Raw genomic sequence first — 16,424 nt, 5'->3', positions numbered from 1 at the left:
TCGGCGATAATGTGCTTACGGAAAAACCAGACGACATATCTGTATTCCTTCTTCACATGGCGCGGGATGCGCACTATTTCGCGTTGGCCGTATTTTACTTCACTCTTCGAAGTGATTTTCGAAGAATTATTTGAAGCAACTTCGGTTGCCGCAAAGAAACGCTAGCGCGGTTTTTATGACGAATGGAAGAACTTTCTGCGTCGATTCCGAGAAAAAATTTATCGCTTCGACTCGAGTGATCGCAATCTCAAGGCGGCATAAGGCTTTTGAGGGCAAAGCCGGGACCGAGAAGTCTCGTTAAAGCGAGTCGCGCGGTGGGCAGGCAGCCTTCGATCACTCTGTGAGGGAGCTATGGGGCGACCGCCGGTCGCATGTCGGTCGCGACAGCACGGAGGAACGGGAGATCGGCTTCCGGCCCTCTGTGAGGAGCCGGGAGCGCTATCTTATTCCAGCGTGGAGTCTGGTGCGGCTGAGGTGACGCAGTCTTAGCCGCGTCCTCGTCCCTGTTTCTTGCCGCTTTTCTTGTCTTTGGGTCCTCGTCCGGCTGCGGTTGGGCGTGCGTCGCGAGGGGCCGGAGGCTTGCCGAAGGGACGCTTGCCGCCGGGCCTCTGGCCCGGAGCGCCCCGCTTCTGGTGTTCACGTTCACGGCTCTGCTGGCGCAGGACGGCTTCGATCCAGTCATTGAGCGCTGTCGTGTTGTCTTCTGCGGCCTGCTTATCCGTGTAGGCGTCGGCAAAGCGCAGGGCGAGCCAGCGCCAGGCGACGAGGCGCTTATGCCTCTTTTCTGCGCGCTCCAGTTCTTCGCGCCCAGCCTGGGAGGGCTGCACGAGACGACCTGTGCCGGGCGGCGGGACGCGCCGGCCCGCAGCGTGATCGCTGGCCCAGCCGACCAGGCGCGTAATGCCATTATCGCGCTCGTCGATCGGACACATGGCGTAGACCCAGCGCTGGATCAGGCTCAGTCCTTCGACACCTTCAAGCGCGGAGGCGATTTCGAAAGCCTGATCCATGTCCGCAAGGCGGTAATTCGGGTCATCCGCACGCAGAACGGCGCGTTTGATGCGCACCAGAACGCCGTAGAGACTATCCGTCTCGATTTCCTCGGCCACGGCTCGAACAATGTCTGCGTCAGGCTGGACGAGCGGACGCAACTCCGTGATTGGCTCGGGTGGGGCGATCAGCATCTTGCGGATATGGGCAGGCGTCCCGGCTTCACCCAGAACGGCAACGATGCCGTTCTCATGATGGCCATAGCGCCCGGCGCGCCCGCCAATCTGCTTGATTTCCTGCGCAGTCAGATCGCGTGTCTGCTTGCCGTCATATTTACGCAGCGCGCTGAAGACCACCCGCTTGATCGAGAGATTCAGGCCCATGCCGATGGCATCGGTGGCCACCAGAATTTCAGCCTCGCCATTATTGAAGCGTGCGGCTTCTGCACGGCGGACTTCCGGGCTGAGCGCGCCATAGACGACGGCCACTCTCTTGCCGAGCGTGAGCAGCTCGGCGCGCAGATCCAGCACTTCACGCCGTGAGAAGGCGATCAGCGCGTCACCGGCCTCCAGATCGCGGAGCCTGAGCGGGGCGCTTGCCGCACGCAGGGGCGATTTGCGTTCCAGAGTGATTTCATCGAGCGGATCGTCGCAAAGCTCTGCGATGCGTCTGATGAGCGGAATGCAGTCAGGTGCGCCAAGGATATAAAGATGTCGTGCAGGAACGCCCATGATCGCGGCTGTCCAGGCAGCGCCCCGATCGGGGTCCATCAGCATCTGCGCTTCGTCGATCAGGGCAACATCGACCGGGTTGTTGAACGGACACATTTCCACCGTTGCGGCCAGATGGCGTGCACCGGGGAATTCGATGCGCTCTTCACCCGTTGCGAGCGAGGCGGGGACACCGCGAGACAGGAGGGATTCCCGAAATTCGTGGGCCAGAAGACGCAGGGGCGCCAGAGCCAGTCCGCTCTCGGCATTGGCCAGCGCATTGAGCGCAGTATAGGATTTTCCCGAATTGGTCGGACCGGTGACGAGCGTGATGCGTCGCTTGAGTGAGCGCGCGGTGCGAAAATGCGCCACGTAACGATCAAGGGCTGCAACACGGGCAATGACGGCGTTGCCGACTTTCCGCCCCGCGAGCGCCGGTGTGCCGCGTTCTCCTCCGCGCCACTCGGCAAGTTGCGAGCGAAGACGCTTCAGAATTTCAGGATCGAACTCGAATTTTTCGGTGCCGTCAGGCTGAGGCGTACGCCGTGTAACGGGCAGGCGATTCTCAGCAATCCAGCGCAGGGCCTCACGGGGCGTACAATGCAGGATAGCGGGCACCTGATCGAACTCGACGAGGCTTTCTTCCCACGCCTTGAGACGCTCGTTTTCACGCTTGCGACGGGCCTCGGCACGGGCCTCGATCCGCTCTTCTTCCTCTCGTCGGGCTTTCTCGCTGGCGATCAGCTCGGCTTCGAACCCGGTATCTTCGACACCGAAGGCAGAGGCCACGACCTGAGCCAGACGGTCGATTTGTCCGCCCGAAAGGAAGGTTCCCGCATCGCTCAGATCGGCCTGAACGGCTTCGAGCACATCTCGCGGTGTGTGGCCCATCTCGCGCAAGCGCGTAGCAAGAGTATCGTCGAGTGTGCTGCGCAGCAGCGTCATGTCGGCTCGCGGATCATGGACGCGGCTGACGGCATCGAGAATATCGGGCTTGCCGATCCAGAGTTCACCCGCGCGACGGGTGGCATTCATCAGCTGTGCGGCCCAGTCCTTGCGTCGGACATCGCAGAGCAGACGCTCATACTCTGAAGGCAGGATCCGTTCGGCACCGGGCGTCAGGCTGCGCGCGATCAGTTTGAGAAGGCGCGGCTCCTCCTTCGGCGTTGGAGAAAGGCCCGTATCCTCGACGGCCAAAGCGAGAGCGTGATCGGCGGGGGAGTGTGCAGAATCCATGACTCCGTTTGTGCGTTATGGCGCGGCTTGCTGCAACGTCAGACTTGCTGAAGTCGATGTTTCGCTCCGGGATTGTGTTCCGTTCGACCCGGAGGGCGAAGTGGCGCCCGTCGCGTTACTTTGCGACCTGTAGGCTCCAAAGGGTAATGCTCCAAATCGGGACTGCATTAGTCCTAGAATCCGCATCGATCCCGTAAGTATTTACCTCGCAAGACGCAAGGATTGGCGCTGCCGATAATGGAGGCGCGCGTGTCTTTTTCTCCCGAAATGCCCACCGTTAATTTTTTGCAAATCATTCCGATCGTTAGATGGTGATCGGCAACGCGGTCAGCCACGCGTTGGGCAAAAAAACAAGCAATGACAGCCGCGATTGTAGATCGAGAAAGAGTCGAAATGAGCGAACAGGAACTGCCTGACATTAAAGCTCGTCAGGATTTCATGGGCATGAACGAGAGCGATTTTCGTTCTCTTCGATCCATCCAGGCACTGATCGATCAGGATCTGCCGAAATCTCTCGAGAAACTCTACACTCAGATTCGCAGAACGCCGCAGGCCCGGGCATTTTTCTCCTCCGAAAGCCATATCTCTCAAGCCCATCGAGCACAGCAAGCCCATTGGCAGCGCATCGCAGCGGCTGATTTCGGCCCGGATTACGTTAGAAAAGTGCAGGGGATCGGTGCAGCCCACGCCCGGATTGGACTGGAGCCCAGCCTCTATATCGGTGGATATGGGGTTATCCTCGATCATCTCCTGCGGGCCGTGATCGATGACGGTTTGAAACGGGGTGGTCTGCTATCGCGCATCACGGGGCGTCAGGCGGGCCAGGTGGCCGATTCAGTCAGTGCCCTGTCCAAGGCTGTGCTGATCGAGATCGACCTGACAGTGTCCTGCTATCTGGACAAAATCGAGCAGAAGCGGCTGGAGTTGCAGGCGGAGCAGGAGCGCAGGGCCGAGGAGGATCGCTATGTGATCGATGTTCTCGGCAAGGCTCTGACGGCGCTCGCCAATGGTGATCTTGTCTGCCGTATCGACAAGGACAGGATCCCGGACAGGCTGGATGCCCTCAGGCAGCACTTCAACAGAACTGCCGAGAAGCTGGAGCAAAGCCTTCAGAAGATCTCGTCGAATGCCAGCGATGTCGCCCTGAATGCCGAAGGGATCAGACAAAGCGCTGAATATCTTTCGCAGCGGAGCGAGCAGCAGGCCGCAACCCAGGAGGAAATGTCAGCCGCGCTGCTTCAGATCACTCAGGCGTCGGTAAGACAGCCGATGAGACGCAGAAAGCAAATCATATGGCCGATATGGTGCGTACGGATGCCGAGCAGGCGGGCAAGGTCGTGCAGGACGCGGTCGATGCCATGTCGCGAATAGAGACTTCCTCTGCTGAAATTGCCGGGATCATCTCGATCATCAATGAGATTTCGGTCCAGACCAATATTCTGGCGCTTAATGCGGGCGTCGAGGCGGCTCGAGCCGGAGATGTCGGGCGCGGCTTTGCTGTCGTCGCGAATGAGGTCAGAGCGCTGGCGCAGCGTTCGGCCGATGCGGCGACGGAAATCTCGTCATTGATCGGGCTGTCGGGGAGCAATGTTAAATCTGGATCCGTTCACGTGAATGATGCGGGCGCGGCGTTGCGCCGCATCGTGACCCAGATTCATGAGATTAATAACACCGTGGCGAGTATCGCCACGTCCACCCACGGTCAGTCGGTCAGCATCACCGAACTGAGCAACGCCATGGGAGAGCTGGAGCTGACCACCCAGAAAAATGCCTCAGCCGCAGAAGAGAGCGCCTCCTCGGCGAGGAAACTGGTGGAAACATCGGATTCCCTGACGCAGCTCGTTTCCGAGTTCAACATGTAGGCATCAATAAGAACAGCGTGCTCCTGCCTCGGTGTCGCAAGGGGGGCGGTGATGAGTTGGCGGGCTTGTCCGAGCGCGCGTTTCGTTCTCCTATACGAAAACGAAACGATCTGAAGGAGCCCGCGGTGCGGTTCAAGCAAGCCCCGAAACTGACTGTCCTACTCGGTCTGACGACCCTTCTTGCGGGCACAGCCCTTGCGGAACCGCATATGGGACCGCCGCCACCTCCGCCCGGTCCCGATGGCGGCCCCGGCGGTGTGCAGGGCCCGGCTTTTCTGATGAAGCCACAGCATGTGCTGAGCGACGGGAGCGTGACGATACGCGGGCAGGCGATTCCCTATCAGACGGAATCTGGCACGCTCATCATCCATCCTGAAGGATGGGATGATGCCAATCCTGACCCCAAGGCGCCTCAGGCTGTCGCGTCCGTTTTCTACGTCGCCTATTTCAAGAAGGGCGCGCATCCTGGAAACCGTCCGATTACCTTCGTGTATAATGGCGGTCCGGGCTCATCCACAGTCTGGCTGCACATGGGCGCACTGGTCCCAAGCGCGTTGTGACAGTGGATGACCAGCCCACACCGGCGGCGCCTTACAAGGTGGTCAATAACGACGATTCCCTTCTGGATGCGACCGATCTCGTCTTTATCGATGCACCCGGCACCGGCTATGGCCGCGTCATCGGCAAGGATCGCGACAAGGCTTTCTACGGCACCGATCCCGATGCGGCCGCCTTTACCGATTTCATCGCGCAGTTCCTGTCGCGCCACGGGCGCTTCAATTCGCCCAAATATCTTTTCGGGGAGAGCTACGGCACAACGCGCTCGGCGATCATTGCGAATGCCCTGCGTGAAGATAAGGGCATCGACCTCAATGGCGTCATTCTGCTCTCGCAGATCCTGAATTACGGCAATTCCATCGATCGGGCGCAGAGCAATCCGAGCAACGATCAGCCTTATGTGCTCGGTCTGCCAAGCTTTGCCGCGACGGCATGGTATCACCACAAACTCCCCAATCAGCCCGGTGATCTGAAAGCGTTCCTGACCGAGGTCGAACATTTTGCGCTCACCGAGTACGCTTCGGCACTGCAGGACGGGACGGGGATCAGCGACGAAAAGCTGAAGGCGACCGCAGAGAAGCTCCATCACTATACGGGTCTGCCGGTCGACTACATCATCAAGGCCAATCTGCGCGTCAATGGGGGTGAGTTTGCCAAGACCCTGCTCGGCGATCAGGGCATCGATACGGGCCGTCTCGACAGCCGGTTCTCTGGCCCGAGCATGGATCCGTTAGGTCAGACCCCCGAGTACGATCCGCAATCGGCGGCGATGGAGTCCGCCTATGTGGCGGCGTTCAATGACTACGCTCATACGACGCTGCATTACGGCGCCGACCCGTCTTTTGGCGATGGGTATATGGAATACCGCGTCAGCGCCCATAGCATCGGAAAATGGAGCTTCACGCATAAGCAGCCGGGCCAACGCGGTCAGGCGCGCGGTGAACCCAACGTGCTGCCCGATCTGGCAGCTGCGATGAAGGCAAACCCGGCGCTGCAGGTGATGTTGAACCAGGCTTTTACGACCTCGGGACGCCCTATTTCGAGGGTGTGTATGAAATGCGTCATCTACCGATCCCGCGTGCGCTCGCGAAAAATATCGAGATCAAGCAATATGCGTCGGGCCATATGGTCTACGCGCATCTGCCTGCGCTGCATGAAATGCACGATAACGTTTCGCAGTTTATTGCAAGGACGCATCCAAAATCGTCGTAATAATTTAAAACAGGCGTGACTGTGGGGTTTTCAAAGGGCGAAAGGATGCTTTAGAAATTTCGCCACTTTGGGCGGTGTCAGACCGCCCGCCCCCTGTTTGTTTGCGAAAGACTTCCGATGAACGCGCCCGTCTCGCTTCCCATGCCGACCATCTCCGAGCCTCTGACCGGGCTTCTGCCTGTTGAAGGGCATCCGGGTCAGTATCGTCTGGCACCGCCCAGCAAGGAATACGGTCACCTTCAGGCATGCGAAGTGCTGAGCGTTCATCACTGGACAGACCGCCTCTTCACCTTCACCTGCACCCGTGACCCCGGCCTGCGTTTTGAAAACGGTCAGTTCACGATGATAGGCATCGAGGTTGAGGGCAAGCCGCTCCTGCGCGCCTATTCCATCGCCTCGGCCAATTATGAGGAAGAGCTCGAATTCCTCTCCATCGCAGTGGAAGACGGCCCGCTGACGTCACGTCTGCGCCATGTGAAGGTGGGCGATACCGTGCTCGTCGGGCGCAAGCCTGTCGGGACGTTGCTGCTCGACAATCTTCGTCCGGGCCGGAACCTGTATTTCCTCTCGACCGGAACGGGTCTGGCGCCGTTCATGAGCCTGATCGAAGATCCGGAATGCTACGAGCGCTACGAGAATGTGGTGCTTAGCCATACGGTGCGCGTTTCGGGCGAGCTGGCTTATCTGAACCATATCCGCCACGACCTGCCGAAGCATGAATTTCTCGGCGAGTTCGTCTCCAAGCAGCTCAAATACTATCCGGCTGTCACGCGTGAAGACTACGCCGTGACGGATCGCATCACCACGTTGATCGAAAACGGCAAGATCTTCGAAGATCTGGGCCTGCCCAAGCTCGATCCCGAGCATGATCGCGTGATGATCTGCGGGTCGCCCGAGATGCTGGCCGACACCGAAAAGCTTCTGCTCGCCATGGGGTTCGATGAGGGCAATATGAGCAATCAGGGCTCTTATGTTGTCGAAAAGGCTTTTGCGGAACGCTGAGCCCTTTTGGCCCGTTCTGAACGGGCGCAACAAAGAGCGATGATGATCTTGTGCGCGGTCGGGAGCTCTCCCGGCCGCGTTTTATATTGGAGAGAAGCCTCATGCCGGATTTCGATCTTTTTGTGATAGGTGCCGGATCCGGCGGCGTGCGCTGTGCGCGTATCGCTGCCCAGAACGGTGCGCGTGTCGCCATTGCCGAGAGCCGCCATTGGGGCGGCACCTGCGTTAATCTCGGCTGCGTCCCCAAAAAACTGATGGTATACGCCTCCGAAGCTGTCGAAGCAGCGGATGATGCCCGTGCCTATGGGTGGGATGTTCAGCTTGGGAAGCATGACTGGCCGCGCTTCATCGCCGCCAAGGACAAGGAAATCGAGCGCCTCGATGGCATCTACAAATCCATGCTGGGCAAGGCGAATGTCGAGCTCTTCGTGGGGCGGGCACGTCTGATCGATGCCAATACGGTTGAGATCGGTCCGGGGCCTCTGGATGAGAATGCTGAGCAAGCGTGTGACAGCGTCGAAGATCGTGATTGCCACGGGGGGGCGCCCTGTGCGCGCACCGATTGAAGGCGCAGAGCTGGGCATCATCTCCGATGAGGCGTTTCATCTGCCGCAGCGCCCCGAGCGGGTCTGCATCATCGGCGGTGGCTATATCGGGATCGAGTTTGCCGGAATCTTTGCAGGGCTGGGCTCGAAGGTCGATCTGATTTTCCGTCAGGATCTGCCTTGCGTGGCTTCGATCAGGAACTGCGCGAGCAGCTGCTTGAGGCATTGCCGAAACATGGCATTACCGTTCATGCAGGCATCTCTCCTGAGAAAATCGAGGCTCTCGAAAACGAAACGCGCCGGGTGAGCCTCTCGAACGGCGAGAAGATCGAGACGGATTGTGTGTTCTTCGCGACGGGGCGCAAGCCGAATGTCGACGGGTTGGGGCTGGATGCGGTCGGGGTGAAGACCGAAAAGGGCGCGATCGTGGTCGATGCCCAGTCGACCAGCTCGGTGCCAAATATCTACGCCATTGGTGACGTAACCGACCGGATCAATCTCACGCCGGTTGCGATCGGTGAGGGGCATACGCTGGCAGAGCGTCTGTTCTCCAAGCACCCGCCGCGTGACTGGTCTTACGAGACGACACCCAAAGCGGTGTTCTTCTCCGAGACACTCGCAAGCGTCGGGCTGACTGAGGAAGAGGCCGCCAGGCAGGCCGATCTCGAGGTCTTTACGGCGTCATTTCGTCCTTTGCGCCAGACTCTTATCGGACGCGATCGCAAAGCTTTTATGAAGCTCGTGGTCGAGCGTGAGAGCCAGAAAGTCGTCGGCGCACATATGATGGGCGAGGCGGCTGCGGAGCTGATGCAGGGTGTTGCTATTGCCGTCACCGGTGGGCTCACCAAGCGTGATTTCGATCGTACGATCGGCATCCATCCGACGACAGCAGAGGAATTCGTCACGATGCGCAGCCCGACGCGTCAGGTCAGTAAGACGGCCTGATCCAGAGTGCACCCGGCCCGTAATCGGGCCGGGTGTTCAGTTGGACTTTAAGCCTGCGTGCTGGCCAGAAAGCCAAGAAGATCTCGGTTCAGGGCTTCGGCGTCGGTCGCAAAGAGACCGTGCGGTGCGCTGTCATATTCAACATAGCGGGCGTGCGGCACGAGTTCGCTGACGCGTTTACCTGTCAGCTCGTAAGGCACCGTTTTGTCACCCGTGCCATGCACAACCAGAACAGGCACGGTCAGAGCTGCGAGATCGAGGCGGAAATCGGTCCGGCTGAAGCTGTCGATGCAGTCGAGTGTTGCATTTGGGCTCGCCATGATGCCGAGCGTAAAGCTCCAGTCGATCAGCGCCTGACTGACAGGTTTACGGATCAAGCTGACGCCATAGAACCCTTTGAGAAATTCGGCGAGGAAGTGAAAGCGATCGCGGCGGATCTGCGCCTTGAAATCTGCGAAGACATCGACGGGCACGCCGTCAGGATTATCGGATGTCTGGAGCAGGAAAGGCACGACGGATGCAATCAAGCCGACCCCAGCCAGTCGCGAGGTGCCATAGCGACTGGCATAGCGGGTTACTTCCCCTCCGCCCATTGAAAAGCCCACGAGGCTCAGATCGGTCAAGTTGAGGTGCTCGATGAGTTCAGCAAGATCCGTCGTCAGGGTTTCGTAGTCATAACCGCCGTAAGGGTGGCTGGACTGTCCGAAACCACGACGGTCATAGGTGATGACACGATAGCCAGCTTCGAGCAGCGCCAAGGTCTGAAACTCCCACATATCGCCGGTCAGCGGCCATCCATGGACCAGAAGAACCGGACGACCCGCGCCCATATCCTTGTAGTGGAGGCTGTTTCCATCACGCAGTTTCAGCGAGGGCATGATCGCATCCTTTTCGAGCGGTTCAGAGAGGGTCGAAGGCAAGAACTGGCCTTCAGCACCTGAGTTCCCGAGGCGACGTGAGTGTGATCATTCGAAACTCGCAGAGACGGTCGCGATCGCGGCGAAACCGGTCCCGACGGCATAGGAGGGCTGCGAACCGACCAAAGTCTTGCCCCCGATGCCTTTGATGGCTACGGCGGCCGTTGGCGTAAAACCCGTGACGGATGAAAGGTAATGCACGTCGCCGATATTCATGAGGCTCACCATGGCCTTGGGGTGAACCCGTCCAAAGCGTGGCAGCCAGCGACCGATGGAGCATCTGCCGTGAAATAGGCTGGAATGCTTTGATCGTTCATAAGCGTGGAATATTGAGAGTCCGAGTAACGGAAGTTGAAATTACCGAAGGTGGTGCCGTCGTCATAGGTTAGCCCCAGCGCACCCAGAAACTTAGGTGAGGCCACTTCCTGCTTGCCTCTGGTTGGCAGGACATCGCCCATATAGGCAATATTATTGCCGATTTTCGTATGCATATACTGGCCTGAGGCGTAGGCGCTGAAGTGGTGCCAAGGGTGCGTTGAAAGCTCGGCCTGGATGCCCATGGCGGACTCGCCACCCGCATCGATGGGCTGCGACGACAGGATGCTCGTGCCCGGAATATACGAGACACTGCTAATCTGATGATGGGTCAGATTGTAGTTGAACCCGGATATCGTGGCCATCACCGGCCCATAATGACGGAAGCCGATTTCTTCTCCGATCATGTATTCGGGGGTGAAATTGGCCAGAGGCTGTGTGACAGGGACAGGGGAGGTGAACGTGTAGACAGGCACCTGTGCCTGAAACGACGAGGGTGCGCGATATCCGGTCGTGCCATTGACGTAGATCTGGTCTTCCGGGGTGAGCTGATAGGAGATCAGAATCTGCGGCGCCGGGATGAACATGTTCTTCACGGATTTATAAGGCTGCGAGCCGGGCAGATCTTCGGTGAAGCTACGTGAGATCATATTCGCACGAAGCCCGGCATCGAGGGTGAGCCGATCGTGAAAGAGCTTGAGCTGGTCCTCAAGCCCAAGTGCATTGAGCTGCTGAAAGCCGTTGATGTCATATTGGGTGACGGCTTTCCCCCCAGCGGTGAGATAGCCATTGTTTTGCGTATATTGTCCTTGCGCGTTGACCGGGTAATGGTTCTGAAATTCCGTATGGACGGCGTAGCTGTACCAGTATGAAAATTTGACGGTATTGATGCCGCGATGCCATGAACCGATCAGATTGAGCCCGCTCGATGTTTGCACCCAGGGATGGATGCTGATCGCGGTGATCGATCCTTTCGCAGGCGTATACCCGTCCAGCACGGCATAGGACTGTGTGCCGCGATACCCGTTGGTGACGGGAATATTGGCGCCGTAATTATTCGGGCCATAGGTTTCGACAGCATAAGGTTGAGCATCGAGAGCAAAGCCGTCGCCCAGATCGAAATGATTTTTCAATGTACCCACGACGGCGTTCGTCGCCTTGGTATTGAGTTTATAATAGAGTGTGTCGCCCGGCTTATACTGAGCGTGCGTATTGTAGCTCGTGCCATATTGGCGCCACTGGGCAAGGTTTGGATAAACCCATTCCGTCTGGTTGGCGTAATTATAGCCAAAAATTAGCTCGGAACTGCTTTTGGGCGTCCAGTGTTTTTCAACGGCGGCGTCCAGATGCCAGCGGTAAAGGCTGCCCGGCCCACGCCAGAGATTGCCGCTCGAATAGGATCCGGAAACGAAGCTGGTGACGCCGCTATGGCCGATCTCGCCCGTATCGATCCGGACAAACTCCTTGTTTGAACTATGCGTGCCGCCAGACCCCTCCGCATAGGCTGCGAAGTGAGTTCCGGGGTGGCGCAGGGTCATGGTCATCTGTGCGCCATCGGCATTATAGGTGGGGGCGGTCAGATCCGACGACCCTTGGCTCACGGACACATTGGCAAGGTCTTCGTTATCGACCATGGCCGAAGTGTAGGCGCCGTACGAGAAGGGATCGGCAAGAGGCATTCCCTCGTACACCATGCCGATCTGGGTCTGGTCGAGCCCACGAATATGGACCGTCTCCGACGTGGTGCTGAGGGGGCCTTCATTCGTCCCCTGCACACCCGGCAGGCTCGAAACGAGCACACCGGGATTAACGAGTGGGGATTGTTTGGCGATGTAATCCTGCGTGACCATGCTGATTGTTTTCGCCTCGGTCTGACGTGCCATCATGCCGCCCCCCTGCACGACACGACGGGCCGAAACGCTGACATTTTCGTCGTGTGACGTCATCAGCGCATGCGGTTTCCTCTCCGGCGTTTTCGAGGGAGTTATCGGCGCCTTGCCTTTAACGGCTGAGGGTTGCCTGTGATGGGATTTGGCCATCGCCGGGTGATCGGTACCGAGCGAGGCGACGGTGACGAGGCAGAAGGTGCCGACCGGGAGAAAAGCCCGTTTACAGGCGAAACGCGAAAACGACATGGCCTGATCCTGATCATCCCAGGGCCGCCACATGATTGCGCCGCCCTATGTGAACGGGACGATGTCAAAACGTTTCTTTTTCTTCAAACCACGGTTTTATTTCGTTTTTATGATGAAATCATGAACTCGTTTTCCACGACTAGTAATGACTCAAGTGATTAAATCGTAGATCGAAACAAATAAAGGTGAATGCCGTCGCGGCTATGTGATTAAACAATGTATGATTAGTAAACTATCCCATAAAAATAGTTAAACATCACGCGACTCGTGTTCTGTTGTCGCCACTGATGAAACGATGGGGAGTGCTATGGGCTATTCGCAACATCAGGCCCGGGTGGGGGAGAAAATACCTCTGGTCGGCAAAATGTTATTGGCGGCCATACTCGCAGCCATAGCCGGGCTCATGTTCGGCCTGGATATTGGCGTGATATCCGGCGCGCTCGGTTTCATTGCCAAGGAATTCCATGCGGGCGATGTGGCGCAGGAGTGGATTGTTTCATCCATGATGTTCGGCGCTGCGGTCGGTGCCGTTTTTGCCGGACAGCTTTCATATCGTTTCGGACGTAAAAAGGCGCTTGTACTGAGCGCCTTTCTTTTTATGTTCGGCGCATTGTTGAGCGTTGTTGCTCAAGGAATTACTGCTCTCATCATTGCGCGTGCCCTTCTGGGACTTGCGATCGGTATCGCGAGCTTTGTAGCCCCCCTCTATATTTCGGAGGTTGCAGACGAGCAGCACCGTGGCAGCCTGATCTCGGTCTATCAGCTTATGATCACGCTCGGCATTCTGCTCGCCTTCGTTTCCGATGCGATCTTTTCGTATTACGGAGCCTGGCGCTGGATGCTCGGGATTGTCGCCCTTCCGGGGGCTGTCTTCATGTTCGGCTCGCTCTTTCTGCCCGATAGTCCGCGTTGGCTGATGCTGCGTGGTCGTCGTAACGAGGCGCTAGAAACGCTCACAAGCCTGCGTCCGTCGCGAGAAGAAGCAGAAAAGGAAATCTGGGAGATTCAAAACAGGCTGCAGGAGAAGCAGCGCGGCCTGTCCCTTTTTCTGGAAAATCCCAATTTTCGGCGGTCGGTTTTTCTCGGGATCGGGCTGCAAATCGTTCAGCAGCTGACCGGTATCAATGTCGTCATGTATTACGCGCCGCGCATTTTCGAAGTGGCCGGTTTCGGTCAGGACGGTCAGATGTGGGGCACGGCAATCGTCGGGCTGGTCAACATGCTCGCGACCTTCATTGCCATCAGCTTCGTCGATCGCTGGGGCCGACGCCCGATGTTGTTTGCCGGTTTTTCGATCATGGCGGTGGGCATGGGGGCTCTGGCTGTTCTGCTTTCATACGGAGCAGGATCGAGCTCCATCATGCATTACCTGGCGGTCGCAGTGCTGCTCTTGTTCATTACTGGTTTTGCCTTTTCCGCAGGCCCGCTCATCTGGATTTTGTGTGCAGAAGTGCAGCCTCTTGAGGGGCGCGACTTTGGCGTGACGTGCTCCACCTTCACGAACTGGATCGCGAATATGGCGGTGGGTGCGACCTTCCTGACGCTTCTGGGCAGTTTCGGCGCGTCGCACACCTTCTGGCTCTACGCCGCCCTCAATGTCCTCTTCATCGCTTTTACTCTTCTTTTCGTACCCGAAACGCGCGGGGTGTCGCTCGAGGCCATCGAGCAGAGGCTCAATAGCGGCGCAAGGCTGCGAGAGATCGGGCGCTAGGCCCCGCAATCAACCAATTTGCGATTACTTGAACAAAGGAAAATGGAAGATGTCCTCCAATTCTTTCCCACTGAAGAAGCGTCTCGCTCTTGCCGTTGGCATGACGGCTTTTCTGACAGGTTCTCTCGCCATGGCCGCGCCCGCTCCCTGGCAGGACAAATCAGCTTCGACCCAGGATCGCGTTGCGACGCTGATGAAGGCGATGACGAAAGCCGAGAAGCTTCATCTCGTCACAAGTGAGCTGGGATATGGATACGGTTCCTACAAAAAACCTGCAGGTGCTGCCGGCTCGGCAGCTTATGTTGCGCCGATCGGGCGTTTGGGTGTGCCCGCCCTTCAGATCAGCGATGCCGGTCTCGGTGTGACGAACCCGCTCAATGTGCGCCCCGGCGACGGTGCAACGGTGCTGCCCGCTGGACAGGCGATGTCAGGATCGTTCGATCCCGCTCTTACAAGGGAAGGGGGGGCGATGATTGGCACCGAGGCCAGACATCGCGGCTTTAATGTGCTGCTGGCCGGAGCCGTCACCTTGGTGCGTGATCCTCGTGCTGGTCGAAATTTTGAATATATGGGCGAGGATCCCATTCTGGCAGGCGCCATTGCCGCCGCTCAGGTCGAAGGGGTGCAAAGCCAGCATGTGATTTCGACGGTCAAGCATTACGCGGTCAATTCTTATGAGACCGGGCGTATGAAGAGCAGTCTCGATCTGGCTCTTCCAGCTCTCAATGAGTCAGACCTCCTGGCCTTCAGGATTGCCGTTCAGGAGGCGAAGCCCGGTAGCATCATGTGTTCCTATAACCGGGTCAATGATCTTTACGCCTGTCAGAGCCCCTATCTCCTGACCGACGTGCTTCGCAGCGAATGGGGTTACGAAGGCTTCGTCATGAGCGATTGGGGCGCGCTCGTCGATAGTGCTGCGGCGGTCAAGGCCGGGCTCGATCAGGACTCGGCGCCGACCTTCGACAGCGATCCCAAATTTATCGACCACATGCGCAAAATGGCCGACAAGCCCGAGGGAGCTGCGCTTCTTGACATGAAGGTTCGTCATATTCTGACGGCCATGATTGCCAACGGTTTGTTTGATGATCAGGAGCGACCGGCTGAAGGCGCCGCGGAGATTGCGGCTCATATGGCGGTGGCGCGTCGTATCGAAGAGGCAGGTGCCGTCCTCATGCGCAATGAGCATGAGACTTTGCCGCTTGCCTCGTCGGGGACAATCCTCGTGATCGGCGGACATGCAGATAAGGGTGTGATTGCTGGAGGAGGGAGTTCGGCTGTTCTTCCACGGGGCGGAAGTGCTGTCGTCGATCCTATTCAGGCCAGCCTGGAGACGGCGCCCCACCCGATCATTTATAATCCGAATGCACCGGTCGATGCGTTGCGGGCGGCGATGCCCGGAGCGAAGATTGTCTATAATGAAGGCACCGATCTCGCTCAGGTCGCCGATCTTGCCGGGAAAGCGGACGCTGTCATTGTCTTTGCGACCAAATGGCAGGGTGAAACCCTCGACGCGCCAGATCTGGCCCTGGAGGATTCCGATAACGCCCTGATCGAGGCGGTGGCTCGGGTCAACAAGAAGAGTGTGGTCGTGCTCGAGACCGGCAATCCCGTCGTTATGCCGTGGTTTGGAAAGGTCGGCGCGGTGCTGGAGGCCTGGTATCCCGGTTCGTCTGGCGGCGATGCCATTGCCAATCTTCTGACCGGCAAGGTGGCGCCGTCCGGCCGCCTGACAACCACATGGCCGAAAGCGCTTTCTGATCTTCCCCGTCCGGAACTGCCCGGCGCAGGGCACCATGCGGGCGCTGTTCCTTTCGAAAAGGTCCAGGTTGCCTATCTCAAGAATTACAACCTGAATATCGAGGGTGCCAATGTCGGCTATCGCTGGTTTGCCGATCGCAAGATTACCCCTGCTTTCCCCTTTGGCTTCGGTCTGAGCTACACGCAGTTCTCTCATGACGCGCTCACCGTCTCGAAGAACGGCGAGACGATCATGGCACGCGCAACAGTGACGAATAAAGGCAAGCGCGTCGGCGATGATGTGGTGCAGATTTACGCCCATGCTCCTGATGGAACACCGCTGCGTCTCGCAGGTTATGCACGTGTGACGCTCTCTCCGGGTGAGAGCCGCGTTGTTGACGTGCCGCTCTCTCCTTATGCGACGTCACGCTATGATCTGGCGCAGAAGGACTGGAAACAGCCCGCTGGCAGCTATCGCTTCGTTCTGGCTCAGAATGCAGCCGATCAGACTGGCCCTTCGGCCAGTATCCAGATCGACGCTCAGTGAGG

General features: G+C 58.1%; 11 protein-coding genes and 1 pseudogene. 8 read left to right on the top strand and 4 right to left on the bottom strand.

Annotated features, from left to right (window positions below; genetic code table 11):
- Positions 1–485 precede the first annotated feature (485 nt).
- Positions 486–2,936 (bottom strand): DEAD/DEAH box helicase, encoded by a 2,451-nt coding sequence (locus tag JCM15831_RS09585; RefSeq protein WP_025824104.1) that lies wholly within the window; start codon positions 2,934–2,936, stop codon positions 486–488.
- 393 nt (positions 2,937–3,329) lie between these two features.
- Here JCM15831_RS09585 and JCM15831_RS18030 point away from each other — a divergent pair, with 393 nt between their 5' ends.
- From JCM15831_RS18030 to gorA, 6 genes and pseudogenes are all read left to right on the top strand, one after another.
- Positions 3,330–4,307 carry a protoglobin domain-containing protein gene (locus JCM15831_RS18030; RefSeq protein WP_198024293.1) on the top strand — a complete coding sequence of 326 codons (978 nt, stop codon included), beginning with the start codon at positions 3,330–3,332 and terminating at the stop codon, positions 4,305–4,307.
- The gene (locus tag JCM15831_RS20255; protein WP_051528435.1) at positions 4,229–4,798 is read left to right on the top strand and encodes a methyl-accepting chemotaxis protein; all 570 of its coding nucleotides are present in this window, start codon (positions 4,229–4,231) and stop codon (positions 4,796–4,798) included. The genes JCM15831_RS18030 and JCM15831_RS20255 overlap by 79 nt, the downstream gene beginning before the upstream one ends.
- Positions 4,799–4,923: 125 nt before the next feature.
- Complete coding sequence (locus JCM15831_RS24145) at positions 4,924–5,358, top strand: hypothetical protein (protein ID WP_232228100.1); 435 nt, start codon at positions 4,924–4,926, stop codon at positions 5,356–5,358.
- 2 nt (positions 5,359–5,360) lie between these two features.
- On the top strand, positions 5,361–6,587 hold the full coding sequence (locus JCM15831_RS18025) for a S10 family peptidase (protein ID WP_232228099.1): 1,227 nt from the start codon (positions 5,361–5,363) through the stop codon (positions 6,585–6,587).
- 98 nt (positions 6,588–6,685) lie between these two features.
- The gene (locus JCM15831_RS09570) at positions 6,686–7,570 is read left to right on the top strand and encodes a ferredoxin--NADP reductase (protein ID WP_025824103.1); all 885 of its coding nucleotides are present in this window, start codon (positions 6,686–6,688) and stop codon (positions 7,568–7,570) included.
- Positions 7,571–7,671: 101 nt separating this feature from the next.
- Positions 7,672–9,060, top strand: a pseudogene (gorA, locus tag JCM15831_RS18020) (glutathione-disulfide reductase).
- A 47-nt stretch (positions 9,061–9,107) separates the two neighbouring features.
- On the opposite strand, the gene JCM15831_RS09560 reads toward gorA, so the two are convergent.
- The 3 genes from JCM15831_RS09560 to JCM15831_RS18015 form a co-directional block, all read right to left on the bottom strand.
- Positions 9,108–9,938 (bottom strand): alpha/beta fold hydrolase, encoded by an 831-nt coding sequence (locus JCM15831_RS09560; RefSeq protein WP_025824102.1) that lies wholly within the window; start codon positions 9,936–9,938, stop codon positions 9,108–9,110.
- Positions 9,939–10,025: 87 nt separating this feature from the next.
- Positions 10,026–10,193, bottom strand: a complete 168-nt coding sequence (locus JCM15831_RS22695; RefSeq protein WP_232228098.1) for a hypothetical protein — start codon at positions 10,191–10,193, stop codon at positions 10,026–10,028.
- Positions 10,194–10,198: 5 nt separating this feature from the next.
- Positions 10,199–12,427, bottom strand: a complete 2,229-nt coding sequence (locus JCM15831_RS18015) for a TonB-dependent receptor (protein ID WP_232228097.1) — start codon at positions 12,425–12,427, stop codon at positions 10,199–10,201.
- A 307-nt stretch (positions 12,428–12,734) separates the two neighbouring features.
- On the opposite strand from JCM15831_RS18015, the gene JCM15831_RS09545 reads away from it, so the two are divergent.
- Together JCM15831_RS09545 and JCM15831_RS09540 are read left to right on the top strand one after the other, a co-directional pair.
- Positions 12,735–14,138 (top strand): sugar porter family MFS transporter, encoded by a 1,404-nt coding sequence (locus tag JCM15831_RS09545; protein ID WP_156938817.1) that lies wholly within the window; start codon positions 12,735–12,737, stop codon positions 14,136–14,138.
- A gap of 49 nt (positions 14,139–14,187) precedes the next feature.
- A complete protein-coding gene (locus JCM15831_RS09540) occupies positions 14,188–16,422 on the top strand; it encodes a beta-glucosidase (RefSeq protein WP_025824100.1) in 2,235 nt (744 codons plus the stop codon).
- The last annotated feature ends 2 nt before the right edge of the window (positions 16,423–16,424 follow it).

Origin of the sequence: Asaia astilbis JCM 15831 (assembly GCF_000613845.1) — a bacterium.
GTDB classification, from domain to species: domain Bacteria; phylum Pseudomonadota; class Alphaproteobacteria; order Acetobacterales; family Acetobacteraceae; genus Asaia; species Asaia astilbis.
Note: the sequence above shows the minus strand (reverse complement) of the source record. Positions and strands in the feature narration are given on the sequence as shown.

Coding starts and splice junctions, on each gene's coding strand:
- JCM15831_RS09585 (WP_025824104.1), bottom strand. CDS start 2,936: ATGGATTCTGCACACTCCCCCGCCGATCACGCTCTCGCTTTGGCCGTC.
- JCM15831_RS18030 (WP_198024293.1), top strand. CDS start 3,330: ATGAGCGAACAGGAACTGCCTGACATTAAAGCTCGTCAGGATTTCATG.
- JCM15831_RS20255 (WP_051528435.1), top strand. CDS start 4,229: ATGGCCGATATGGTGCGTACGGATGCCGAGCAGGCGGGCAAGGTCGTG.
- JCM15831_RS09570 (WP_025824103.1), top strand. CDS start 6,686: ATGAACGCGCCCGTCTCGCTTCCCATGCCGACCATCTCCGAGCCTCTG.
- JCM15831_RS09560 (WP_025824102.1), bottom strand. CDS start 9,938: ATGCCCTCGCTGAAACTGCGTGATGGAAACAGCCTCCACTACAAGGAT.
- JCM15831_RS22695 (WP_232228098.1), bottom strand. CDS start 10,193: ATGAATATCGGCGACGTGCATTACCTTTCATCCGTCACGGGTTTTACG.
- JCM15831_RS18015 (WP_232228097.1), bottom strand. CDS start 12,427: ATGTCGTTTTCGCGTTTCGCCTGTAAACGGGCTTTTCTCCCGGTCGGC.
- JCM15831_RS09545 (WP_156938817.1), top strand. CDS start 12,735: ATGGGCTATTCGCAACATCAGGCCCGGGTGGGGGAGAAAATACCTCTG.
- JCM15831_RS09540 (WP_025824100.1), top strand. CDS start 14,188: ATGTCCTCCAATTCTTTCCCACTGAAGAAGCGTCTCGCTCTTGCCGTT.